The organism is Clostridium sp. JS66, from assembly GCF_033561535.1.
Lineage (GTDB): Bacteria > Bacillota > Clostridia > Clostridiales > Clostridiaceae > Clostridium_AM > Clostridium_AM carboxidivorans.
Genome location: NZ_CP131467.1, coordinates 2,058,069 through 2,080,989, shown reverse-complemented (window position 1 = coordinate 2,080,989; position 22,921 = coordinate 2,058,069). Strand labels below are relative to the sequence as shown.

22 protein-coding genes are annotated in these 22,921 nt (G+C 33.2%); 10 read left to right on the top strand and 12 right to left on the bottom strand.

Going from position 1 to position 22,921, the window contains the following annotated elements:
• Positions 1-62: 62 nt before the first annotated feature.
• From Q6H37_RS09700 to Q6H37_RS09675, 6 genes are all read right to left on the bottom strand, one after another.
• The gene (locus Q6H37_RS09700) at positions 63-1,046 is read right to left on the bottom strand and encodes a YdcF family protein (protein ID WP_318741389.1); all 984 of its coding nucleotides are present in this window, start codon (positions 1,044-1,046) and stop codon (positions 63-65) included.
• Between the two features lie 104 nt (positions 1,047-1,150).
• Entirely contained in the window at positions 1,151-3,727 is a 2,577-nt protein-coding gene (locus Q6H37_RS09695) for an ABC transporter permease (RefSeq protein ID WP_318741387.1), read from the bottom strand.
• Positions 3,724-4,407 (bottom strand): ABC transporter ATP-binding protein, encoded by a 684-nt coding sequence (locus tag Q6H37_RS09690; protein WP_318741385.1) that lies wholly within the window; start codon positions 4,405-4,407, stop codon positions 3,724-3,726. Before Q6H37_RS09690 ends, Q6H37_RS09695 begins: the two co-directional genes overlap by 4 nt.
• Before the next feature lie 83 nt (positions 4,408-4,490).
• Entirely contained in the window at positions 4,491-5,480 is a 990-nt protein-coding gene (locus Q6H37_RS09685; RefSeq protein ID WP_318741383.1) for a HAMP domain-containing sensor histidine kinase, read from the bottom strand.
• A complete protein-coding gene (locus tag Q6H37_RS09680; protein ID WP_318741381.1) occupies positions 5,467-6,153 on the bottom strand; it encodes a response regulator transcription factor in 687 nt (228 codons plus the stop codon). The genes Q6H37_RS09685 and Q6H37_RS09680 overlap by 14 nt, the downstream gene beginning before the upstream one ends.
• Entirely contained in the window at positions 6,150-6,302 is a 153-nt protein-coding gene (locus Q6H37_RS09675; protein WP_318741379.1) for a hypothetical protein, read from the bottom strand. The genes Q6H37_RS09680 and Q6H37_RS09675 overlap by 4 nt, the downstream gene beginning before the upstream one ends.
• 207 nt (positions 6,303-6,509) lie before the next feature.
• On the opposite strand from Q6H37_RS09675, the gene Q6H37_RS09670 reads away from it, so the two are divergent.
• From Q6H37_RS09670 to Q6H37_RS09660, 3 genes are all read left to right on the top strand, one after another.
• A complete protein-coding gene (locus Q6H37_RS09670) occupies positions 6,510-6,932 on the top strand; it encodes a helix-turn-helix domain-containing protein (protein ID WP_318741377.1) in 423 nt (140 codons plus the stop codon).
• A gap of 144 nt (positions 6,933-7,076) precedes the next feature.
• Entirely contained in the window at positions 7,077-7,640 is a 564-nt protein-coding gene (locus Q6H37_RS09665; protein ID WP_318741376.1) for a phosphatase PAP2 family protein, read from the top strand.
• Between the two features lie 188 nt (positions 7,641-7,828).
• Positions 7,829-8,644, top strand: coding sequence for an EFR1 family ferrodoxin (locus Q6H37_RS09660; protein WP_318741374.1), 816 nt, complete (start codon positions 7,829-7,831; stop codon positions 8,642-8,644).
• A gap of 281 nt (positions 8,645-8,925) precedes the next feature.
• Here Q6H37_RS09660 and Q6H37_RS09655 read toward each other — a convergent pair whose 3' ends face one another.
• Positions 8,926-9,702: a sensor histidine kinase gene (locus Q6H37_RS09655; RefSeq protein WP_318741372.1), complete on the bottom strand. Its 777-nt coding sequence runs from the start codon at positions 9,700-9,702 to the stop codon at positions 8,926-8,928.
• Positions 9,703-9,821: 119 nt separating this feature from the next.
• Here Q6H37_RS09655 and Q6H37_RS09650 point away from each other — a divergent pair, with 119 nt between their 5' ends.
• Entirely contained in the window at positions 9,822-10,682 is an 861-nt protein-coding gene (locus Q6H37_RS09650) for an isoprenylcysteine carboxylmethyltransferase family protein (protein WP_318742975.1), read from the top strand.
• Between the two features lie 244 nt (positions 10,683-10,926).
• Here Q6H37_RS09650 and ppsA read toward each other — a convergent pair whose 3' ends face one another.
• From ppsA to Q6H37_RS09630, 4 genes are all read right to left on the bottom strand, one after another.
• Positions 10,927-13,563 (bottom strand): phosphoenolpyruvate synthase, encoded by a 2,637-nt coding sequence (gene ppsA / locus Q6H37_RS09645; protein ID WP_318741370.1) that lies wholly within the window; start codon positions 13,561-13,563, stop codon positions 10,927-10,929.
• Between the two features lie 63 nt (positions 13,564-13,626).
• A complete protein-coding gene (locus Q6H37_RS09640) occupies positions 13,627-14,241 on the bottom strand; it encodes a TetR/AcrR family transcriptional regulator (protein ID WP_318741368.1) in 615 nt (204 codons plus the stop codon).
• 145 nt (positions 14,242-14,386) lie between these two features.
• Entirely contained in the window at positions 14,387-15,178 is a 792-nt protein-coding gene (locus Q6H37_RS09635; RefSeq protein ID WP_318741366.1) for a nitroreductase family protein, read from the bottom strand.
• A 118-nt stretch (positions 15,179-15,296) separates the two neighbouring features.
• Complete coding sequence (locus Q6H37_RS09630) at positions 15,297-15,728, bottom strand: MarR family transcriptional regulator (protein WP_318741364.1); 432 nt, start codon at positions 15,726-15,728, stop codon at positions 15,297-15,299.
• 402 nt (positions 15,729-16,130) lie between these two features.
• Here Q6H37_RS09630 and Q6H37_RS09625 point away from each other — a divergent pair, with 402 nt between their 5' ends.
• The 5 genes from Q6H37_RS09625 (at position 16,131) to Q6H37_RS09605 (ending at position 20,844) form a co-directional block, all read left to right on the top strand.
• Positions 16,131-16,409 carry a CD3324 family protein gene (locus tag Q6H37_RS09625; protein ID WP_318741362.1) on the top strand — a complete coding sequence of 93 codons (279 nt, stop codon included), beginning with the start codon at positions 16,131-16,133 and terminating at the stop codon, positions 16,407-16,409.
• A 286-nt stretch (positions 16,410-16,695) separates the two neighbouring features.
• Entirely contained in the window at positions 16,696-17,361 is a 666-nt protein-coding gene (locus Q6H37_RS09620; protein WP_318741360.1) for a FusB/FusC family EF-G-binding protein, read from the top strand.
• 1,030 nt (positions 17,362-18,391) lie between these two features.
• On the top strand, positions 18,392-18,934 hold the full coding sequence (locus Q6H37_RS09615) for a tyrosine-type recombinase/integrase (protein WP_318741358.1): 543 nt from the start codon (positions 18,392-18,394) through the stop codon (positions 18,932-18,934).
• A 154-nt stretch (positions 18,935-19,088) separates the two neighbouring features.
• Entirely contained in the window at positions 19,089-20,216 is a 1,128-nt protein-coding gene (locus Q6H37_RS09610) for a DEAD/DEAH box helicase (protein ID WP_318741356.1), read from the top strand.
• Positions 20,203-20,844 (top strand): pentapeptide repeat-containing protein, encoded by a 642-nt coding sequence (locus Q6H37_RS09605; protein WP_318741354.1) that lies wholly within the window; start codon positions 20,203-20,205, stop codon positions 20,842-20,844. The genes Q6H37_RS09610 and Q6H37_RS09605 overlap by 14 nt, the downstream gene beginning before the upstream one ends.
• Before the next feature lie 229 nt (positions 20,845-21,073).
• Here the strand turns inward: Q6H37_RS09605 and Q6H37_RS09600 are convergent, their stop codons facing one another.
• The gene (locus tag Q6H37_RS09600) at positions 21,074-21,994 is read right to left on the bottom strand and encodes an exonuclease domain-containing protein (protein WP_318741352.1); all 921 of its coding nucleotides are present in this window, start codon (positions 21,992-21,994) and stop codon (positions 21,074-21,076) included.
• A 186-nt stretch (positions 21,995-22,180) separates the two neighbouring features.
• Between Q6H37_RS09600 and Q6H37_RS09595 the strand changes: the two genes are divergently transcribed.
• On the top strand, positions 22,181-22,888 hold the full coding sequence (locus Q6H37_RS09595; RefSeq protein ID WP_318741350.1) for a PadR family transcriptional regulator: 708 nt from the start codon (positions 22,181-22,183) through the stop codon (positions 22,886-22,888).
• Positions 22,889-22,921 lie beyond the last annotated feature (33 nt).

Sequence of the window (22,921 nt, the reverse complement as noted above, 5' to 3'; positions counted from 1 at the left end):
TTATATTACTTGTGTAGGATGGATTCTGTATTTTGAATCAAGTTATGTCATCACGAAGCACATCAAAAATAAATTTTAGCAACCACCATCCCCCACAACAGTACAATCGCCGCAAATATCCATTTATATCTGAACATAATGGCTATATATTCACGGATAAAGGCGCTTGGCCAGTAATAAGCTGCTGTTCCACATCCAACGCCACTGGCCTTCATCTTCAGCTTTTTTGCATAGAGACTTGTTCTAAAAACATGATAATTATTTGTCACAAATATATAACGATGTTTTACACCATTCACATTCAGCATATCTCTGACATTTTTGAGATTTTCAAAGGTAGTCTTAGATTGTTCCTCAAGAATGATATCATCTTCCGGAAATCCGGTTTCTACAAGATAATTTTTCATTGCTGCTGCTTCCGATATCTTCTCATCAACACCCTTACCACCTGATACCACAATCTTCGTATGCTGCCTGCATTTATGGTAAATATAGACAGCTTTGTCAACTCTGCCTTTTAGCAGCGGAGATACTCTTTCTCCGCCTATCAGACCACATCCATGGACAATAATATAATCACAATTCAGTCGTTTCGGTAAACAGGTATAAATCAACGAATAGATCAACAGTGAAGCAAACGTAAAGGCAATATAGAATTCCAGAATCAACACCAGTGAGAACAGAGTCCTCTTCACCGAAGTATCCTGGAAAAAATATATTCCAGCAATGGTTAATATACTTCCAAGGATCATTGCTATTCCCGTCAATAAGGATAGAACATTCTGCAAACGACCCCCCTCTTTTTTCATCATCTCAAAACCATTCACAATGAGGAAGATGGCAGTAACAAGAAAAGTTAATGGTATTAGTAGCAGCGTCAAAATCCCAAGAATCATTCCCCGGATTCCTGGTGCAGAGCCAAATCCAAGAAGAAAAATGCCAATTGCCATCATAAGCAGTAGTGCATTCCAGAAGCTTCTTGGTTCATACAGCATACTGATAACAAGGATGAGCATTAAAATACAACCAGGCATCATTAGAGACATTCAGACCACCTCTTCTCAATATCATCTGCGTCCTAATGGTCCTTAAGAGGATTTGAACGCAGATGTTTTTTGATTTTTTCTATTAAGTTAATATTAGTTTTCAATTAAGTCATGTCATCCCTAAGCGCATCAATGATATTTTCTTTTTTTATTTTGCGAGTAGCATACAGCATTGTAATGAACACAATAAAGAGTACGGAAAACACACTGATTGCCATACTGCCCCAAGGGAATACAAAAGGAAAGTTATCCATCTTTTCTGCGGACACAAACCCTTTGTAAATTAGCCAAGAACATATTGCAGATATTGGAATACCGAATAGTAACGTCCTCATGCCATAAAAGACACACTCGAAATTCATCATTTTTTGGAAATCACGTTCAGACATTCCCACCGAGCGGAGCATGGCAAGCTCTCGCTTGCGCAGCATGATATTGGTGGAAATGGTGTTGAATACATTGGCAACCGCAATCAGCGAAATCATGATGACAAAAACATAGGTGAAAACATCAATAACAAATGTTAAACTGCGGTATTGTTCAACCACGGTGTACACATTTTGCAGGTTATACGCAGAGGTAATTCCTGCGTCCTGAATCATGGTTCCCATTTTAGTAACCGATTGCGAAGGATTCTTTGACCGAAAGCTCAGTCCTATATCTGTATGGATATCCGGTGTTTCAAACTTCTCTTTGAGAGAATAGGGAGCCACCACCATAAAAACGTATGCATTCTTATTGGAAGATTGTGTTATTCCCTTAAGAGGGTCTACCGGGTATGTATCCACAAAGGTAATGTTTATGCTTTGACTCTGTTCCATCTTAGGCTTATCATTTATTTCTGGAGCCACATTGAAAGTCATTGAACGACGGGCAAACATATCAAACAGTTCGCTTGGCCCGTTTTTCTTCTCAACCGGCTTTTTGGCAACGGCAATCATTTTCCCATCATTACCAGTATATTCTTCTCGGGGCAAGCCCAATTTTTTGATAAAACTCAGATATTCGCTGTCTTCAATAAACTGGATGTCCATTGGAAGATGAACCGTTTGGTCCGGCGCAGCATAACCTGCGGATTTTCGATAACGGTCTGAAAAATCGCTTGCCTTGGCAGTACATGAATACGATAAAATCCTTTGGTATGAGCTTTTGTAAACCCCCTCTGCGTTTTTTAGTTTGTTGTAAAGAGGGAACATTTCGTTGTCATTCATGCCCTGAGTGGTAAAAACGATGTCATAGTCAAAATCCACTATAGATCGTTGTGCAAGCCGTTTCAGAGTTGTTCCAAAAACATTTCCTGATACAAACAGCACCACACTTAAAACAAGAGATAGAACAATGCTGCGATAGCGTTTTTTGTTTCTCTTAAAATTCTTTAGCGCAAGAGTTCCTTCCAAACCGTAAATACGCTGTGCCAGTTTTGACATTTTCACGGCTTTCGATTCGGTTTTGACCTCGCCCGTTTGGCGAATACTCTCCATTACGGGAGTGTTTGCGGCTTTCCTGGCTGGGATATAAGCTGAAATCAAAATGGTAACCAAACTCACCGCTGCTGCTGCAACAATTGCAGGGACAGACACCGACAATGTTAAAGGTACGTTGCTTGGGATAATGTTCCCGAACTTCCTAGCAACAATAGGAATTATAAGTCCAATACTGCCTATGCCCACAATAATGCCAATAGGTATGCCCATTGCGCCAATGCAAAGTCCTTCAAATAGCACCGAATTTCGCAGTTGCTTTGCCGTCGCACCCACTGACGAGAGAATTCCGAACTGATGTGTGCGCTCATTCAGCGATATATTGAATGAATTATAAATCAAAAAAATCGAGCCTATCATTATTATGACAAGCAAAATGCCGCCAACAGTGTACAGAAGCGCGTTGAACAGTTTATTGTCGGAAAGGCCCATGAATTGCAGCACACTATCGTTAAAGACATAAGCTTGGCTAACCGCTGTGCTGCTTGCGTAAACCTTAACTTTGCTTGGGTTTTTAAGTGTGACAAATATGCTGAAACTGTCCGCTTTGTCTTGAGTATCTGCTTTCGTTATCAAGGTGTATCCCGGTGCGGAATGTTCCTCAAAAACGGGTCTTTCACAGATACCCACAACTGTGTAGGTTCTTTCTGATTTTGACACAAGAGTTTCTTTCCCGGAAATATAAGGTGTGTGTTGACCGAGATTCTTATTGTCGTTCATGCGGTTTCCAACATCAAGTGAAAGCGTGTCTCCCACCTTGAATCTAACGCCGCCCTTTATGGCCACGTGGCTTGGGATAAGAACTTCCTCACTGTTTTTCGGCAATCTGCCTGAAACCAGGGTTAAGGGTAAGGTATCAAAGGCTTCCTTGCTAAATCCGGCTATAAAAAGATAAGGTTTTTCGGGGCTTTTCCCACCTTCAAGTTTTGCGTAGCCGATATTTTCAAATGTTGCTGTTTTTTTAACGCCCTTGTCCTGGGTTTGTTTCTGTGCGAAAGAGGAATTAACATCCAAAAACTCAACGTGCCAATCGCCGTGTTTCACAATAGAACCCTTTACCAGAAAATTTAACAGGGAAGTACCAAATGTAGCCACTGCCGTAATCATGGCAGCAGACAGGATAACTCCGATAATCGTTACAAGTGTTCGTGTGCGGCTTTTTTTCATGCTTTGTAGTGTAACTTTGTTGAAAATGTTCATGGTCTCACCCTTTCGTCTCGCACTACTTTACCGTCTGATATACCGATAATGCGGTCCGCTTGCAGGGCGATATTTTCGTCATGGGTGACGACGATAAGTGTCTGTCGATATTTTTGATTGCTTAATTTCAGCAGATTGATAATTTCATGTCCATTTCGGCTATCCAAACTGCCAGTAGGTTCGTCGGCAAGCATTACTGCTGGGGCATTCATCAAAGCACGTCCTATGGAAACACGCTGTTGTTGACCGCCCGAAAGCTGATTGGGTAAATGGTTCTTTCGATGTTGTAACCCAAGCAGTTCCAGTAATTCATTCAACCGCTCCTTGTTGACCTTACGTTTGTCCATAAGTATAGGCAAGGTGATGTTTTCCACAACATTCAGCGTGGGAATAAGGTTGTGAAACTGGTAAATCAGTCCTACCTGTCTCCTGCGGAAAATGGCGAGTTTTTCATTGCTTTGAGCATATACATCATGACCATCCAAATATACCTTTCCACTTGTGGGCACATCCACTCCACCTATGCTGTGAAGTAATGTGGATTTTCCGGAGCCAGAGGAACCGATGATTGCGGTAAACTCTCCCTTTTCGATTGTAAGTGAAACATGATCAAGGGCAGTAACTTGGTTTTCGCCCTTGCCATAGACCTTACATAAATTTTGAACTTTTAAAAATTCCATTATGTGAGTCTCCTTTCTCGTTGCTTTACTTATATAATAGAACCTTAAACTTACATCTGTGTGACTTTTAGGTGAGAGATTCGTCACTTTGGGAAACGAATAGAAAATATGGCACCGCCTTGTGGATGATTTTTGGCAGTAATCATTCCTCCCTGACGTGTTATAATCATCTTGCAGAGAGCCAATCCAATCCCATATCCTGTAGCACCTGAGTTTTTTCCACGATAGAACCTGTCAAACAGGCAGGGTAAATCTTCTTTTTCAAAGCCTGCGCCGCTGTCGTGAATGGCAATCTCGGTAAACAGTGGATTGTCCATGCAGACAATGTCAATCTTTCCGTTATCGCCTGCACTTTCCATACAATTTTTGAGGATGTTTTGGATTGCTTCCGAAAGCCAACCTGAATCCCCTTGAATAATTACTTCTTTTGGCACATTTGTTTGAAAAGTAATATTGTGCAGCTCCATTGGTATCAAAAAACGACGAAGCGATGCGCATATCAAGTTGTTTACATCTATCTGCTCGCTTTTAAACACCACAATGCCCGCGTCTATTCGGGATAATTTCAACAGGGAAGTAAGCAGCCAATCCATCTGTACAAACAATTCCTTTGTTTCCCATATCAATGATTTTCGTTCATTTTCGTCAGGGTTATTCTCTAACAGTGATAGAATAAGGTTAACGGATGTAAGAGGGGTTCGGAGTTGGTGTGCTATGTCAGCCATGGAATCAGCAAGATGTTCTTTTTCTTTTTTTAATGCGTCGTTTTGCTCTCGAATACGCAGCGTCATTTTTGTTATTTCGCTTTGCAGAATGGAAAGTTCGCCCTCCTCCGATTCAGCAATATACAGATGGTCAGCATTATGAAGCACAACATCAATTTGATCTGAAATCTGCGCAATGCTTTTATATCGGGCTTTAGTAAAAGCAAAAAACGCTGTTCCAAAGGCGGTGTCAGAAATAGTGGCAAGGATTCCAGCATCTGTATTTATTGCAAATCCAAGTATTATAGTTACGGCAGCTATTAAGGAGAATAAAATGGCAAACTTACGAAACTCTCTATTCCGAAGCATAATTATCCCCCAATCTATAGCCTGTCCCACGAACGGTCAAAATGATTTGCGGGCTTGTTGGGTTATTTTCTATCTTCTCCCTCAGGCGTTTAATGTACACGGTTAATGTATTGTCATTGACAAACTCCCCTGCAGCATCCCACAATTCGTCAAGGAGCCTAGCCCTGGTGATAATACTTTTGGGGTTATTAATAAACACCAACAACAAGCGATATTCTAAGGCTGAAAGAAAAATCTCGCTGCCATCTTTTTTTACTACGCCGCTTGCCATATCCACATGAAGTCCGCAGATTTCAGAAGCCGATGGAGAACATCCGCTTTTTCTTAGGGCAGTTCTGATTCGTGCGATAAGTTCACGGGGACGAAAAGGCTTGGTAACATAGTCGTCTGCACCCATGTTAAGTCCGGTAACAACACTGGACTCATCGCCGGAAGCCGTTAGAAAGATAACGGGAACATCTTGAGTTTCTTTGATTTCTGTACAAACCGTAAAGCCATTTCCGTCAGGCAAAGAAATATCTATAAGCGCCAAGTCAAATTTATTCTCAGCAAGTGCGCCGAGGGCTTCACTTCGTGTAGGGGCGTGGGTGACTGTAAATCCCTCCGAACGTAGCAAAAGTATAAGGTTTTTAGCAATTGCCTTATCGTCCTCAACCAAAAATATATGTTTCATTTATTTTCACCATCCTTTACTTTAATGATCCTATATCGTCCGTCAGCCGATTTTTCAGCATCAGCAGGAACAAGCCATATATTTCCCATACTTTTATCTTTTTTATTTATTATCAACAACATTATAGCTAATTGAACAATTTGTTTCAATGCACTGCAACTCAATCTATTCTATTATCCATTTCAAAATTCCTTAAAAGATAACTGAAAGCACCTGATCCCTGCTTATATCCAAAATCAAAAAAATAATTGTCAAACCATCTGTTGATAAAATATATCTTTAAGATTTATTTATTTCATTATGAAACTAACCATATTTTCTTGACAAGTGCATATCAATGCACATATAATGAAAATATGGATACTAAAACTACTAAAAAAGAAAATGTAAATTCTAAACAATTAGATACTCTTTTAATGCAGGAATTTTTTAAGATTCTTACAGAGCCTATTCGTATTGAATTGATAAAATATTTAGCAATTAATGGTCCTTCTGATATTAGTACTATAGCGAGTAATTTTACACAAGATCGTTCTGTCATATCAAAGCACCTAAAAATGATGAATAAAGCTGGTATTCTGATTTTAACTAAATCGTCAAGACACAGTATTTATCAAGTCGATGGTATAGAGATTTTGTTAAAAATGGAATCTATGGTAGAAGCTATGAAGACACTTCTTAAATATACCTGCAAAGATACTTTTGATTATTTGTATTCTAAGAATATGAATTATAAAAATTATTTAAAACAATTAGAGGAGGATGCACCCATTAAATAGCAAATAAAATTTGCTATTTTTTAAAAGTATAATATGTGCATTCTTGTGCACTAATTAAGGAGGCTTAATATGAAAACCTAATTTTACTTTTTAAAAATATTATGAACTTATTAAAATTAGTAAATGATGTAGGGAGAAATATCTATGATAGAATATATAAATAAATTTGACTTAAGTATACTTGAATTTATACATAACAATTTACAAAACTGTTTTTTTGATAAAATAATGCCACCCATAACGTCACTTGGAGAATATTCAACATTTTGGTTTGTACTAGGATTTGTTTTAATTATAAGTAAAAAATATAGAAAAGCTGGAATCTTAACTGTCCTAGCAGTTCTTTTTACTATTATTATAGATGGAGCTATAATTAAAAACATTGTACAGCGTCCAAGACCTTTTTTACAGGTAACAACAATTAATATGATAATCGCCAAACCATTAGATTACTCATTTCCGTCAGTGCACACGGCAGCAGCTGTTGCAGCATGTTTAGTATTATTTAAAACAATAAAAAAGTATAGTATCCCTTTTATATTTTTAGCCATATTAATTGCATTTTCAAGGCTATATTTATTTGTACATTATCCTTCTGATGTATTGGCAGGTGCTATTTTAGGTCTTATTTCCTCAAAAATCGTATTATATTTTTCAAAAAAGAGTAAATATTTTTCGATATTACGTGAAAATAGTGCATCCAACTAATATTAAATATATAAAGCCAGAAATGCTGTATTGCAAAATTTAGCCAAGCACCAGTACTTAATATTAAAATTATAATGGTGACATTATATTCTCATCCTTGATGCTTTAGTAAAAAAAAAGAACAATACAGAAATAAATTTGATTGAATTAAATTAAATGATTAAAAATTAGGAATAAGGTGATTAATAATGAAAAATATAATATTTTATTTTACAGGAACCGGAAATAGCTTGGCAGTAGCTAGAGATATTGCTGGTAAAATGGAGGATGTAAAGCTTATGTCAATTGCAAAGGGGATAAAAGAAGCTAATATTGATTTGTCACCTTATGACCGCATTGGTTTTGTTATTCCTGTCTATTATCAAAAAGTGCCTACTATTGTAAAACGCTTTATAGAAAAATTAAATTTTAATAAATCACAATATATTTTTGCTGTAGTTACTTTGGTAGGACATTATGGAACAATATTTTCAGAGTTAAAACATTATATATTGCAGCGGAGCGGAACATTAAGTGCAGGTTTTCTAGTGTTTATGCCTGGAAATTATATTATAGACTATAATGCTTTCCCCAAAATAATTCAGCGAATATTTTTCAGCTGGAAAAATAAAAAGGTAATTTATATTTCTTTTACTGTAAGAGAAAAGAAAACTTTATTTGAAAAAAAATGGGCATGGTTTTCTGGACCTTCTGGAATTTTAGGGATTATTAAAAAATCTACAAAATCTGTTGATAAGCCAATGGAAACTCTTGTTGAAAAATCCACAAACTTCAATGCAGATAATAAATGTATAGGATGTGCTTTGTGCGAAAAGATATGTCCTGTAAATAATATACAAATAAAAAACAAACAGCCAAGCTGGGAAAATCAATGTGAACGATGTATGGCTTGTATCCAATGGTGTCCTACACAAGCTATTCAGTACGGCAGTAGAACACAAAAAAGGAATCAATATCATAATCCAGAAATCAAAATATCAGATATGATATCAATTAATTCATGAATCTAAGTACTTCATCTTTATGCAAAGCTAGACGCTCAACAAGACTTTTGCTACTGCTAATTTTTAGAATAAAAATCTACGTTATAAGAAAAAAAGAGACATTTCTAGTTCAAATGTCTCTTTCATCACTTAATATTGTATATATTAACATTTCCATATCACCAAGTATTTCCTTTACATCTTCATGGATCTATTTAACAAGCATATTCCAGAATCCTCCGGCACTAAATGACAATATACATTCCAACATCCTGCCATTAAACATTTGTTTTAATTCGCTTTTACTGCATAACATTAGATTTATAAAAATCCGCAGGCAGCTTAATCTTAAAGGCTGTTCCTATACCAGTTTCACTTTTTACCTCTATAGTCCCTTTGTGACTTTCTACTATCCATTTAGCAATAGCAAGACCTAAACCAGAACCTCCTCTTTTTCTAGAATTTGCTTTATCTACACGATAAAATCGATTAAAAATTTTCTTCAAATCCTCTTTATTTATTCCTTCACCTGTATCCTTTACTTGGAGTTCAATTTGCTTTCTGTTAATCTCCACTTCAACTGTTATTCTACCTAAACATCCCATATGTTTTAAAGCATTATCTATTAATATAACGATAAGCTGCTGAATTCTCTTTTGGTCACCATAAAAATCTAATGAATTTTTTAATTTATTATTAAAAACAATTTCTATTCCTTGCTTTTCTCCAATAGGATAATATGGTTTAAGAGTTTCTTCTATCATATAAGCCAAATTAAAGGTTTCTAAATTTAGCATTTGTTCATTTGTATCTGCTCTTGATAAGGTTAATAAGTCATCTACTAAGGCAGCCATTCTTTTAGTTTCATTCATTGCATTTTCAAGCCATATTATTTGACTTGATACCGTTTCCTCTGTATTATCTAATACAACTTCTAGATTAGTTAGCATTACAGCAAGTGGCGTTCTTAATTCATGAGAAGCATCTGCAGTAAAGTCTAGCTGTCTTTGCCATGCTGCTTGTATAGATTTTAAAACAACTTTAGATAGAAGGGTACTCATACAAAATACCAATATCAAGCATATCCCCGTAGTGATTAAAAGCCTTTGTAATGAAATAGAATTATTAGGTCCGAAATAAATAATTATTGTTAATAAAATAACAACTGAACTAATGACTAGCATATTAAATAGGATAAATCGTATTTGCTTGTCGTATCTACTATAGTAAGCTTACTAAAAAAGGAGCTGTCACAGGTGGTATTTACAAATATATCCGTCATCCTCAATATATCTCTTTGATTATATGTAGTTTAGGTCTTTTACTTATTTGGTCTAGATATATTGTTCTTGTAAGCTTTATAACAATGATTTTTGTATATTACTTTTTAGCACAAGCCGAAGAACAAGAATGCTGTAATAAGTTTGGTAAAAGTTATATTGCTTATATGAACTCAACTAATATGTTTATCCCCTTTATTAAATTCAACAGAAAAAGCATCACCATAAGCTCAGCTTCTAAAACAGTGCGTATATTTAAAATTTTAACACTTTACATTATTACTCTTATAGTTTCTCTCTCTATCGCTTATGGACTACAAAACCTTACTATAGATAGTCTTTACTCTAGCTATACAGATCATTCTGCTAATATCTCGCTTTGCAAAATGAATGATGGCACTATTTCTAAGGTCATGGATATTGCAGAAGAAAACTCTGAATTTAAAGCCTATCTTAATAACTATAATAAAGATACATTTTACCTAAACTACATTTTGCCAACCACTTGGTTTGCTGCTGAAGTACCCATGAATGGCCTTGTTTATCATGCTGGTCACAAATCTCCTGATGATTATGATAAGACTGAGTATAAAATTATATTTACAAAAGCTGTCCTTAAAGAAGGTTCTCCTACCTCTGTAAAAGACATTCTAACTCACCTTGATGTACGTTATGGTATTGTAGAAGTGTGGATAGATTTAAAAACAAATGCAGTAACTAAAGTTTTACCAATGCCTAAAAATGTAAAATATAATGGTATTCCGGAAGCACTTTATTAAATTGATTATCAAATTTGAGAGTTTCATGGGTTTCATTAGTAGAACGAAACCCACGAAATTTCTATTACAAAAAATCCACGTTATTTACGGTACTGTCCACTATATCTAATCTTAAATTTCATCAATGTCATCACTTTTTAATTCCGCTACTATATTAAGTAATATATTTCTACATACAAGAGCATCATATAGTGCATTATGGTCACTAATCATTACATATATTCTTTGGATAAATTTATCCTATTTATTCATTAATTTGCTCAAGTATTTCGACGTATCCTTCTGTTCCATTTACACGGATTCTCTGTCCATCCTTTATAAGCTTTGTAGCATTTTCCACGCTCACTACTGCTGGAAGTCCATATTCTCTTGCAACAACTGCTCCGTGAGTCATCATTCCACCAACTTCTGTAACTAATCCCTTGATAGATACAAATACTGGTGTCCAGCTAGGATCAGTAAAAGTAGTAACTAGTATATCACCTTCTTCAATATTTGCATCTTCGATTTTTAATATTATTCTTGCCCTGCCTTCAATGATACCTGCTGATACTGCTACCCCTGCTAAGGCACCCTCAGGAATCTTGCTTATATCATATTGACTAGAAATAATCTCTCCATCAGAGGTAATTACACGAGGTGGTGTAAGTTTTTGGTAAATCTCATAATCTTCTTGTCTTTTCTGTATGATGCTATAATCTAATTCATTAGTTTTAATCACTTCTCTCAGTTCTTCATATTCAAGATAGAATATATCGCTTGCTTTCTTTATAAGCCCCTGCTGCATTAATCTTTCAGCTTCTTCCATAATAACCTGTTTCACAACCCATTCATACCAGATTAAGACATACTTGTTAAATTCACGATATCCTGCATAATTGCGTAGGACACTGATTACTTTCTTTGCCTTTTTAGCTTTTCCTCTACCTCCTGGCATCTTTTCAAGCTTTCTTAAAATTTCCTGCTCCTTCTCTTCAGCTTCCTTAAGTCCTTGTTTGAATTTAGTTTCGTGAAAATTAGGAGGATAAACCTTAATATTTCCTAGAATCAACGGAACCAATATTGTTGGTTTCTCATTCCATCTAGTCCTGCTTATATCTATTTCAGCAGAGCAACGCATACCATATTTCTTCAGAAAGTTCTTCATTGCATCCTCTACTTCTATTCCTCCTGGAATTTCAATAAGATCCTCAAAAAATCTCTCATCGTTAGGACTTTCCAAATATTTAATTACCTCTGGATACTTTCTTACTACATCTGATACATCTAAAAGTTCAAGACCCATATCTGAAGTAACATTATTGGATACGGATTGAGCTAACATATCTGCTGGATTCTTTTCCTTAAACCATTTCCCCAAATTCTTGTTAATCCAGCTAGAAGCATAGGCTCCAGCAAAAACAACTCCATAAGTATCCATCATATTATCCTTTATTTTAGTCATACTCTTCTCAATAAAATCAAATAACTCACTACCTGAAATTTTTTGTGACTGCTGCTCTAAATCCTTCATAATAGTCCTGCTGCGATCCATATAGAATTCTGCAATAGTAGGATCATTTTTCCTGTAGCATTCTATAGTTTTAACAAGCCACCTGAAAGCCAGTTTAATAGAAACCATTGGCTTTTTTGATTTATAAAGATTATTCATAATATCTTCTCGCTTTAAAACATTATAATAAGCATTTTGCATAAGAACATCCACTGCTGCAAGCCCTTTGACAAAAGATTTCCTCATAATAGGTGATCTTAATTCATTTGATGAGTCCACATATATTCTTCCACCTGCATAGTACATTGGTGTATCTACCATCATCTTAAACAAAACTGCAAAGAAGGTCATGCTTAAAGGTGACATTGCTTCAGTCATCATCTGCCTATGACCAAAGGAAAAAAACACATGAGTTTTATCATCTTTAACTTCTGGGGCAGGATATAAAGTAGTAATAGGACGACTTTGAACAATATATATATTACCTTCATGGATACACCATTCTATATCCTGTGGTCGTCCAAAATATTTTTCTACTTTCCTGCCTATTTGTTCAAGCTGCAGAATCTGCTGGTCCGTTAGGGTTTGAATATTCTGTCTTTGATTATCAATATCTCTTTGCTCAGTTCCACCTTGTTTAAGTCCATAAATAGCAATCTTCTTTGTAGATATCTTTTTATCTATAATCTTGCTTTCTTTAACTTTATATATATCCGCATTCACAAGTCCTGACACTAGCGCTTCCCCTAGTCCATAACTTGCATCTATTGAAACAACCTTCCTATTTGCTGATATTGGATCTGCCGTAAACATAATTCCTGAAGTCTCTGGAAAAACCATCATTTGGATAACTACAGAAAGATATACTTTACGATGATCAAAGTTATTCTGCATACGATATATTACCGCTCTATCTGTAAATAGTGATGCCCAGCACTTGCTAACATGATGAATAATAGAATCTTTTCCTATTATATTTAAATAGGTATCCTGCTGTCCTGCAAAGGAGGCCAAAGGTAAATCCTCAGCAGTAGCACTTGAACGAACTGCATACGCATTTTTTTCACCAAACTTTTTAATAAATGTTGCTATGCCTTCTTCTATATCTTTAGGAATAGTTATGCTTTCAATTAATTTGCGAATTTGGCCACTGATTTCACATATTTTTTCTCTATCTTCAACCTTAAGATGGGATAACTCTTCTAGAAGACTGTTGAAATTTTTATTATTATCAACTACTTTTTTATAGGCAAAAGTAGTAATACAAAAACCTTCAGGAACTTGTATACCGTCAATTCTTGAAAGTTCTCCAAGGTTTGCACCTTTTCCTCCTACTACTGAAAGCTGTGATTTATCAATGTCTTTAAAGCCTAATAAATATGAATTCATTTTTATTCCCCTCTCATCACAATTCATTTAAAAAATCTTTCAACAGTTAACTTTGTATACATCCTACAAATATTCTTCCTTATAAAAATTATTTTTAAGCATATCCAAGCATTTGTTAAACTCATCCAGCATAATTTCAAAATTAATTTCTGTTTTATCTGACATCTGTTTTGTGTACCCATCCGCCATCCACAGAAGCATTTTCATAAGTAACTTTAGATCCACCCCCTCTTTAAACTTAAAAGTATCCACACCATCAAAAGCTATTCTATTTCTAAATTCATCTCCACTATTAAATATATCTCTTAAGTCATCTTTTACCTCTTCATCATTTTCAAAGTATGCACTAGTTAAAAATGAAGGAATTGCAGCATGTTTTTTCATTACAGAGATTTCTATACTAGATGACATTTTAATTCTGTCAAAGAAGTCAGTAATGCTGTTATCAAACTTTTCATTAACTACAGTCATCATAATATTGCCGCATAGATTAACTAGATAAAGGTATAATGCTTTCTTTGTGCCAAAATAGTGAAATACCATAGCCTTTGATATTCCTGCCGCAGTAGCAATATCGCTTATGGAAGTTTTTTTATAGCCATTGGCTCCAAAGGTTTTAAGAGCGGCATCTATAATTACATTTTGTTTTTCCTTAGGTAAACTAAAAAATTTCTCCATACTTTCACCTTCTCATTATATGAACCGAATCGATTTATATAATTATACCTTTATAAACCGATTCGGTCAATATGTTTACACTAAAGAAATTTCTATGTTGTCGATGGTTTCATTGGTAGACAAGAAGTATACCCTTTAAAATTGGCTATATTTCTGATAAAAATCCAGTCTTCACTAACATATTTTCTACTTCACTATATTGATTATTAGGTTCCATTTGACTATCATTTTTCTCATTTGTCCTTGAACATCCACACCACTTTTCATAAAAATATTCTAGGTAATGCTTGTATCCTTTTTCTCTCCAATCATCAATTAAAGACAGAAAGTGTTTATCTTCACTATCGTATTCTAAAACTATATTTTTCAATTCTTCATCATTCAGTTTCTTATATTTGCTAAAATGTATTACTCCTTCTCCACTTAATCGACCTTTCTTTGTCAATTTTATTTTTTCCTCACTTGAATAGCCAAGTATCAATGCAACTATTGGAAAACAATATTTTTTCGGTAAGTTTAAACAATCATATATTCTATTAATGTTTCCCCTGTGTACACAATTGCTGAAAAAAGAATCAATCCCAAGAGATTTTGCAGTAATAGCAGCAGTCTGTGCAGCAAGAATTGTATCGGTGCTACCCGTTATAAAAGCTACAATAGGTATTTCATGTTTATATTGAAATTCTAAATATTCAGCTGAGTCTATCACTCTATTAAAATCAACACAAAATACCAGCATTTTGTCACCAACATATCCTATCTTTTTCATAACTTTTTTATCATCTACAACTATAATAGAATAGGTTTGTCTAGCTGATGCTGTAGCTGCATTTACACATGATTTTAGTATAAGTTCCAAATTATCCTCTGATATATTTTTATCAGAAAACTTCCTAACAGTTTTAAGACTTTTTATTATTTCTATAGTTTCATTCATTTTAATATCTCCTTCAAATATTTTTTAATTTTATAGTGTAAAATATGCTGCATTAATTTATGTCATTTTTTATTCTCCTCCTTTACTAGTTCGGCACCGAACTATAATTGTAAAAAAATTATCGGGTAAAGTTGTTTATTACCCGATCTAATAACATAAGTAAACTTTCAGCTTCTTCTTCTGTAAAATCATAAAAAAACTCTTTAATCACATTATCTGAAATTTCTTTGAAATCTTTCTTTATACCTAACCCTTTTTCGGTTAATACTATATAAGATGATCTCCTATCTTCTAAATTTGCTTCTTTGACAACGTATCCGTTTAATAATAATTTATCCACTAACTGAGTAACTGTAGACTTTGTACGATTAATTCCTTCACTTATTTCTTTCATAGTTAATTTTCCATTATTATCATAGAGTATATCTAATATATTACCATGTGACACTACAAGCCCCTCAATTCCTCGCTTTTTAAGTTCACATTCAATATAATTAAAAATCTCACTTCTTATTTTTGAAACTTTAGATATAGCCAAGTATTTATTCATAATAAGTAATACTCCCATTTTTTTCACTTGATGTTAATACAAGTATAGTACGCTATCGAACTAATGTCAAGTTATATACTGTTTAATCAGTTATCCTTATATAAAAATGCTTGAAGTTAAAATGAATTTTTTACTATTTACACATCCTTCATAGTGCTTCGTAAAATTTCCTAATTATGATATAATATGTGCGTATTGGGGGTGATTTTTTATGAAGGTCTATGATACATTCAGCTTTACATCAGCTTGCTCCTTGCAAGGACTACAACAAACTCAGCTATGCTTTGTTTGGAGCCTAAGTTGTTAAATTAGCTGAACTGCGCACATATTTTAGGCTCTGTAACACATAGCTTTTGTGTATTCTTTGCTTCAATTCTATGATAAGAGTGAAGGAGTAAGGAAATGAAACATTTAAAAGCACAAGATGTGTTGCCAGAGGAAATTGTTAAAATAATACAAAAATATGTAGATGGAGAATATCTTTACATCCCCAGAAAAAATGAAAATCATAAGGCTTGGGGAGAAAAGAGTGGTATAAAGAGTATCCTTAAATTAAGAAATAGAGAAATTTATAAAAAATATATTAATGGGGCTACTATTGATGAGTTAACTCAAGAATATTATCTATCAGAAAAAAGTATAAGAAGAATAATAGGTCAGGAAAAACTTCTATACTCATAATCATTGCGGAGTTATTTATTAGATTGAATGCTTATTTTAAACTATGTTATGATTTCATTGTGGCAATCCAATGAAAGTATCATTTGTATTTTAAGACAAGGTTCAAAAATAAAATGATTGTGAATATGAAATATGTCTTAAATCAAGATGATTATTGTTACTTTCCACTGGAATAATAATAGTCATCTTTTTTAATGGGTTCATAATATAGCTAAATTAAAACAATTCCATACCTATTTTTATTCATAATTAAAATAACACATATTAGAAAGAGGTGCTAATTTTTATGGAAACTTTCATAAAAAAACATGAATATAATTATATAAAAAAATGTTTAAATGATTTAAATAATACTTTTAAAAGCTGTGTAGATATTAATATTGTTGAATCTAGTAAGGCATATATATCTGACAAAATATTAAATACTTTTACAAATTTATCCCATGAACAAAAAGAACTGCTTGATATTAATGAAATAAATGACTCATCACAAATTGATACATATTTAGCTGGATTAGATAAATATGTATATGGAATGCCAAAAGTTACAAATACACAAATCAGCAAACTGTTTAAAAAAGAAAAGAAATTAAAATTGCAAAATCTAGATGCTGAGGATTCAAAAATCGTATATTTAGGTTGGATTGATGAGCCCACTAAAAAGTTATTTGTAGCATATAATATGAATGATAACCTCATAGGTATGACATGCAGAATGCCAAACCATAGTTCAAACAATACCCATATATGTTCACTTTGCAATCATGTAGGAAGACAAAATGAAGTAGCTTTTGTTTCACCTGTCTGTAAAACATCTAATTCAGGGGAAGGTGCCTATAAATCAATAGGCTTTTATATTTGTTTAGATAGTAAAAAATGTAATGAGCGAATTGTCTCTACTGAAAAACTTGAGAGAATTTTAAAAAACGTTAACAATATAAAATGTAAATGATATAGATGCAGCAGCTATTAATTTTCTTATACAAGCAATTACTCAAATATTAAAAATTTAAAGATTATATTGACAATTCAAATATATACTATTATAATAATTTTAAGGTAACTAATTAGTTATTAAAAAATGTTAAGTTAATGCATACTTTTAGTTTTGAAAATAGCTATTTTCAAACTGAAAGTAAATACACAAAAAAAGCGAGGTGAGTCCACCAAAACAGTTAGCTAATCCAAATGTATAATTAAATTAATTTTTAAGTCAAGTTCTCAATTAAAGCTATTTAAAAAAAGTTCTAACTCAGTAATTTTAGTTATTTGTTTAGATTAAAGTTATATGTCCTTATGTGATTTAAAAGCCCAATAGTTAACTATTTATTCTTGTTCGGTTAGTTTAGTTTAAAGGATTAAAGTTAGAAAAAATATAAAAATGGTTAATAAGTTTTAAATTGGAGTTAATAACGATTAAATATTAATATGTTATAGAAATTCTCTTACTATAGTGAGAATTGAGTTACAAAGTTAATTAATCAAGTGAAATTGGAAAATCTAGATGTTACATTTAGGCAAATTGTTTAAGGTGATTATTGTTTGAAAAATAAGTTTGTAAAAGGATAGAAACCAGAGTACCTAATTCAGTATTATAGGTAATCTGGTTTCTGTTTTTTTATTATTAATAAAAAGTACTAACTGAAATATATTTTGTTGAATTGTTAACCATTAATTTAAGTTCTTACTAAGAAAAACATAGTTATTAAATAAAGCAAGTTGTTTCTTTTAATTAGCACGTTTATCCGATCGCTACCATTTCTAATCCCCCCTTCTTCAAGTGTGGAATAAGCAATGCTACGCGCCTGGATAAGTTCTTCTAATACTCAGATGAAGATAGGTATTCCTCACAGGCAAACTCCACCTGAGTCTAAGAATCACTTGATATAAATTATTTGTTTAATTCTTATAAATAGTATATGATTAAAGGATATGGCAGCCAGAAGGTTCTAATTGAGCTTCCATTGAGAGGGAGGAACAATATGAAACTTATTCAGCCAATAAAGGATACTAACTTAATTAATACGGTAAAATCGGAATTGCTTAAGGCCGGATATAAAAATTATTTACTATTTGATATAGCAATAAATACGGGCTTAAAGATTATAGATATAATAAATCTTACAGTTTGGGATGTGAAAAATAAGTCTCAAATTGAAGTAAAGGAAGATAGAACCGGCAAGCTATTGAAATATGCCGTGTCTCCTGAAACTTACAAAGAACTTCAGAAGTTTATACTTGGAATGTCTGCAGGAGAACTGCTTTTTCCAAGTAGAAAAGGTGGAAAAAGTCCTATAACAAACAAGCAAGCCTATAAGTGGCTGAATGAAATAAGCCAAAAACTTGGTCTAGATAATCTTGGCACTCATACACTCAGAAAAACCTTTGGATATCACCATTATAAAAAGTATAATGATATAGCCTTGCTGCAGAACTTATTTAGTCACTCTACCCCTGATATGACTCTTAGATATATAGGTGTTGCTGATATTGAAGCCACCAGCATTGAGGATTTTTTTCAGTAATAACTAAAAGTGAGAACATACATAAGCTTTTATTATCTATGCTCTCATTTTTATTTTCTCCTTACACCATCTACTCTTAATTACAAAAACCTTCTTCCACATGTATTAATTTAACTTTATAAATGGAACACTATAACAATGGAGGTACAAAATAATGAATTTTAACCAATTAGGAATCAGCGAAGATATAGTAAAGATATTAAAAAGTAATGGCATCACTGAGCCCACACCGGTTCAAGCCGAAAGCATCAGTTTTATAAAGAATGGAAGAGATGTTATAGTGGAATCTCAAACCGGCACAGGAAAAACACTGGCGTTTTTGCTTCCCATTTTTGAAAATATCTCAACTAAGGTGGACGCAGTTCAAGCCTTGATTTTAACTCCTACAAGGGAGCTTGCCCTTCAGATAACCGAGGAAGCTCTAAAGCTTAAACAGGCTAAGGATATTAATATATTGGCAGCCTATGGAGGTAAGGATATAGGATCTCAGCTTAAGAAGCTAAAAACAGGTATCCATCTTATTATTGCAACCCCGGGAAGACTTCTTGATCATCTTGAAAGAAAAACCATAGATTTAAGTAAATTAAAAACCTTTGTACTAGATGAAGCAGATCAAATGCTTTTAATGGGCTTTAAAAATGATGTGGAGACAATTATAAAGGAAACCTCTAAAAAACGCCAAACCCTTTGTTTCTCTGCAACCATAAATTCAGATGTTAAAAGACTGGCTTATAGATATACGAAAGAACCGTTAGCAGTAACAATAAATAAAGAAGAAGTAACTCTTGATGCTATTAAACAACAGGTAGTAGAAACTACAGACAGAAGAAAACAGGATGCTTTGTGCGCTGTGCTCAATCAAGACAATCCATATATGGCTATAATATTTTGCAGAACTAAAAGAAGAGCAGACGAACTGGAATTAGCATTATATAAACGAGGCTACGACTGCAAAAAGCTGCACAGTGATATACTTCAATCAAAACGTGAAAGGATAATGAAAGCCTTTAGAAATGGTGATTTTCAATACTTAATAGCAACGGATGTTGCATCTAGGGGACTTGATATAAGCGGAGTCAGCCATATATATAACTATGACATACCTGAAAGTGCAGAAAGTTATATACATCGAATCGGCAGAACCGGAAGAGCCGGAGAGGAAGGCTACACCTGCCTATTTATTGACCCAAAAGACAGATTGAGACTTGAAGAAATAGAAAAAGCTATTAAATTTAAAATACCAAGAAGGGACTTAGGTGAAGAGAAGCATGGCAACAAATAGAAGTGTTACGGGAAATTTCAACTACAACAATATAGAAAAAAAAGATAAAAACTTTATGTACAAAAACCTAGAGAGAAGCAATTGTTATAACTGTGACTTTTCAGGCTCAATTTTTGATTTTGTAAGCTTTAGAGGGGCACATTTTAAATCTACCAATTTCTTAAAGTGCAGCTTTAAATATGCAGAATTTATTGGAACAAATTTAAAAGGCAGTGACTTTAAAAGTTCTATTTTTGAAAATGCTATTTTTGACTCTGTTAAGCTGGAAGATACTAATTTCAAGGATGTAAAGTTTATAAATACTATATTCTTATCTACTGATATGAGCAAAGCTAAAAATATTAATATAAATACCCCTGGCATCAGAATTTTTGAAGAAATGCCAAAATTGGAAATCAGTGACGAGTTAAGAAGTGCTGTTTTAACTGCTATGGAAAACAAGTATATAAAAAAAGCACGAGTCCTTGATACAAAAGACGGCGGCCTTAATACATTAAATATTATGCTTCTACTAGAAAATTTTACAGAAGAAAAAATAATTACAGGACTAAAGTCAATTGTTACAAAGCTAGACAGGGAATTTTACACTTTAAGTTATATAATAAAGTTTTTGAATTTGCAAGAATAACATTGCTTAGAACACTGCCTTTTATAATTTAAAATAGCTTTACCCAAGTAATATCAATGGTTAAAGCTATAAGCTTCACTTACTTATGATAGTCGAGTAGGGAAAGCCTTTACGAACTTTCCCCCTCACAGATTCTGTATGTGCCCAATTAAGGCATACAGCCATCCACTTTATCATTTACACTGGTCTATTGTTATATAAAAAATATAACCTTTAAAATCCACTAACCTTATTTTATTCCTAAAAACTCCTCTTCATTTAAAAACCTTATATTTTGTCCTTTTGCATTTAAATCCACTGCTCTTTTAAGCTTAGTACTCATTTCTTCTCTACACAAATCTTTTACATCTTTCATGTTAGTTACTAAAATTGTGGTTTTTCTTGTAACAGAACTTCCTGCACTTCCTCCAAGTACTCTGACTAATCTCATAGCTTCATCTCTTGGCATAGAGTCCAGCCTTCCAGTGAATACCACTACTTCATTTTTATATGCATCAGCTTTTAATCTTTTAAATACACTTCGTTTTTTAGGAACATAAATTCTATTAGACGTTTTTATTACCGATCCTTTAATACGTGACGGCTTATATCCAATACCATCTACAGTCCCAATACTTACTCCTACCAGTTTAGATATTTCCTCAATATCATCACATTTTAATTCCGCTGCTATATTAAGTAATATATTGCTGCATGCAAGAGCATCATATAATGCATCATGGTGTTTGAACTCATATCCTAAAAAGTCATTTACTGTGTTTAACTTTGCATTTTCAATTCCTTTATAAAAATTTTTGCTAAGTTTCATGGTACAAATATATTTAAACTCTGGCAAATCTATATCATAAAGTTCTGTAGTCTTCCTTAAAACTGATATATCAAAGGAAGCGTTATGAGCTATTACTAAATTCCCATTAAAATAATGCTTAATCTTTTCCCATACCTTATCAAACTCTGGTTCATTCTGAACCGTAGCTGGTCTTATTCCATGAATTCCAATATTAATTGGCATAAATCTCATTTCTTTAGGTCGTATTAAGTGATGTATTTTTTCTACAACATGTCCATTTTTCACAACAGCAATACCAATTGAGCATGGACTATTCCTTCTTTCATTTGCAGTTTCAAAATCTATAGCTGTAAAATTCATTTTTTCCTCCTTAATATTTCTCATTAAATTATATCATCACTTTAAATGAAAAAAAGCATAAGAATTGAGGATGTTCTTAATACCAAGCGTCCTCTTTCTTAAATCACATATCTCATAAGTATTAATTTATTGTTGACATTATCCAACATTATATATATACTAATTACATCCAATATTGGATAGGAGGTGTTTTTCATTATTAAAGTATTGATACTATACTATCTGAGTATTAAACCTACACATGGGTATGAAATTCAGAAATTTATACAAGTAAATCATATGGATAGTTGGACTAAAATCCAATCTGGCTCTATTTATTATGCTTTGAATAAGCTTGAAAAAGAAGGTCTTATTGTATTATCAGAGAAGGCAGGTATTGGAACTAAGGTTCGTAAAATTTATTCAATTACAGAAAAAGGTAAAAATGAATTAAAAGAATTGGTTAAACAAGAACTAAATTGCCAGATCTGTGAGGTTGGCTCTGACAAATTTATCATTTATCCATTGTTAAATACCCTTGATAAGAATGTTATGTTTACTGAGTTAAAAGAACATATTGAAAAGTTGAATGTTCAAAAAAAGCATCTTGAAAAATGGCAAAAAATTAAAGTTAATGAACAAACCTTAGCAGTAGAAAAAATTGCTTTTGAAATGATGTTATCTAATCTTGAATATCAAATTAAGTGGCATAATGCTCTGATTGACGACATGGACGCTTGCATTGAAGCAAGTAATGAAATATCCAATTTAATTTTAAAGTTTGATTTTTCAAATGCAAAAGATATAGAATTTGACATGGCAGAAGATATAGAAAGCCTAAAATATCAAATATTAAATAATCCGGATACTGCACCTGAGAAATTAGATCAATTGATTAAAGCTTTAAAAAGATAATCATTTATCCTATCCTTGAATGGATAGGATAAA

Excerpts from the sequence above, each read along its gene's own strand:
- Q6H37_RS09700 (WP_318741389.1), bottom strand. The coding sequence starts at position 1,046 with ATGTCTCTAATGATGCCTGGTTGTATTTTAATGCTCATCCTTGTTATC.
- Q6H37_RS09695 (WP_318741387.1), bottom strand. The coding sequence starts at position 3,727 with ATGAACATTTTCAACAAAGTTACACTACAAAGCATGAAAAAAAGCCGC.
- Q6H37_RS09690 (WP_318741385.1), bottom strand. The coding sequence starts at position 4,407 with ATGGAATTTTTAAAAGTTCAAAATTTATGTAAGGTCTATGGCAAGGGC.
- Q6H37_RS09685 (WP_318741383.1), bottom strand. The coding sequence starts at position 5,480 with ATGCTTCGGAATAGAGAGTTTCGTAAGTTTGCCATTTTATTCTCCTTA.
- Q6H37_RS09680 (WP_318741381.1), bottom strand. The coding sequence starts at position 6,153 with ATGAAACATATATTTTTGGTTGAGGACGATAAGGCAATTGCTAAAAAC.
- Q6H37_RS09670 (WP_318741377.1), top strand. The coding sequence starts at position 6,510 with ATGGATACTAAAACTACTAAAAAAGAAAATGTAAATTCTAAACAATTA.
- Q6H37_RS09665 (WP_318741376.1), top strand. The coding sequence starts at position 7,077 with ATGATAGAATATATAAATAAATTTGACTTAAGTATACTTGAATTTATA.
- Q6H37_RS09660 (WP_318741374.1), top strand. The coding sequence starts at position 7,829 with ATGAAAAATATAATATTTTATTTTACAGGAACCGGAAATAGCTTGGCA.
- ppsA (WP_318741370.1), bottom strand. The coding sequence starts at position 13,563 with ATGAATTCATATTTATTAGGCTTTAAAGACATTGATAAATCACAGCTT.
- Q6H37_RS09640 (WP_318741368.1), bottom strand. The coding sequence starts at position 14,241 with ATGGAGAAATTTTTTAGTTTACCTAAGGAAAAACAAAATGTAATTATA.
- Q6H37_RS09635 (WP_318741366.1), bottom strand. The coding sequence starts at position 15,178 with ATGAATGAAACTATAGAAATAATAAAAAGTCTTAAAACTGTTAGGAAG.
- Q6H37_RS09630 (WP_318741364.1), bottom strand. The coding sequence starts at position 15,728 with ATGAATAAATACTTGGCTATATCTAAAGTTTCAAAAATAAGAAGTGAG.
- Q6H37_RS09625 (WP_318741362.1), top strand. The coding sequence starts at position 16,131 with ATGAAACATTTAAAAGCACAAGATGTGTTGCCAGAGGAAATTGTTAAA.
- Q6H37_RS09620 (WP_318741360.1), top strand. The coding sequence starts at position 16,696 with ATGGAAACTTTCATAAAAAAACATGAATATAATTATATAAAAAAATGT.
- Q6H37_RS09615 (WP_318741358.1), top strand. The coding sequence starts at position 18,392 with ATGAAACTTATTCAGCCAATAAAGGATACTAACTTAATTAATACGGTA.
- Q6H37_RS09610 (WP_318741356.1), top strand. The coding sequence starts at position 19,089 with ATGAATTTTAACCAATTAGGAATCAGCGAAGATATAGTAAAGATATTA.
- Q6H37_RS09605 (WP_318741354.1), top strand. The coding sequence starts at position 20,203 with ATGGCAACAAATAGAAGTGTTACGGGAAATTTCAACTACAACAATATA.
- Q6H37_RS09600 (WP_318741352.1), bottom strand. The coding sequence starts at position 21,994 with ATGAATTTTACAGCTATAGATTTTGAAACTGCAAATGAAAGAAGGAAT.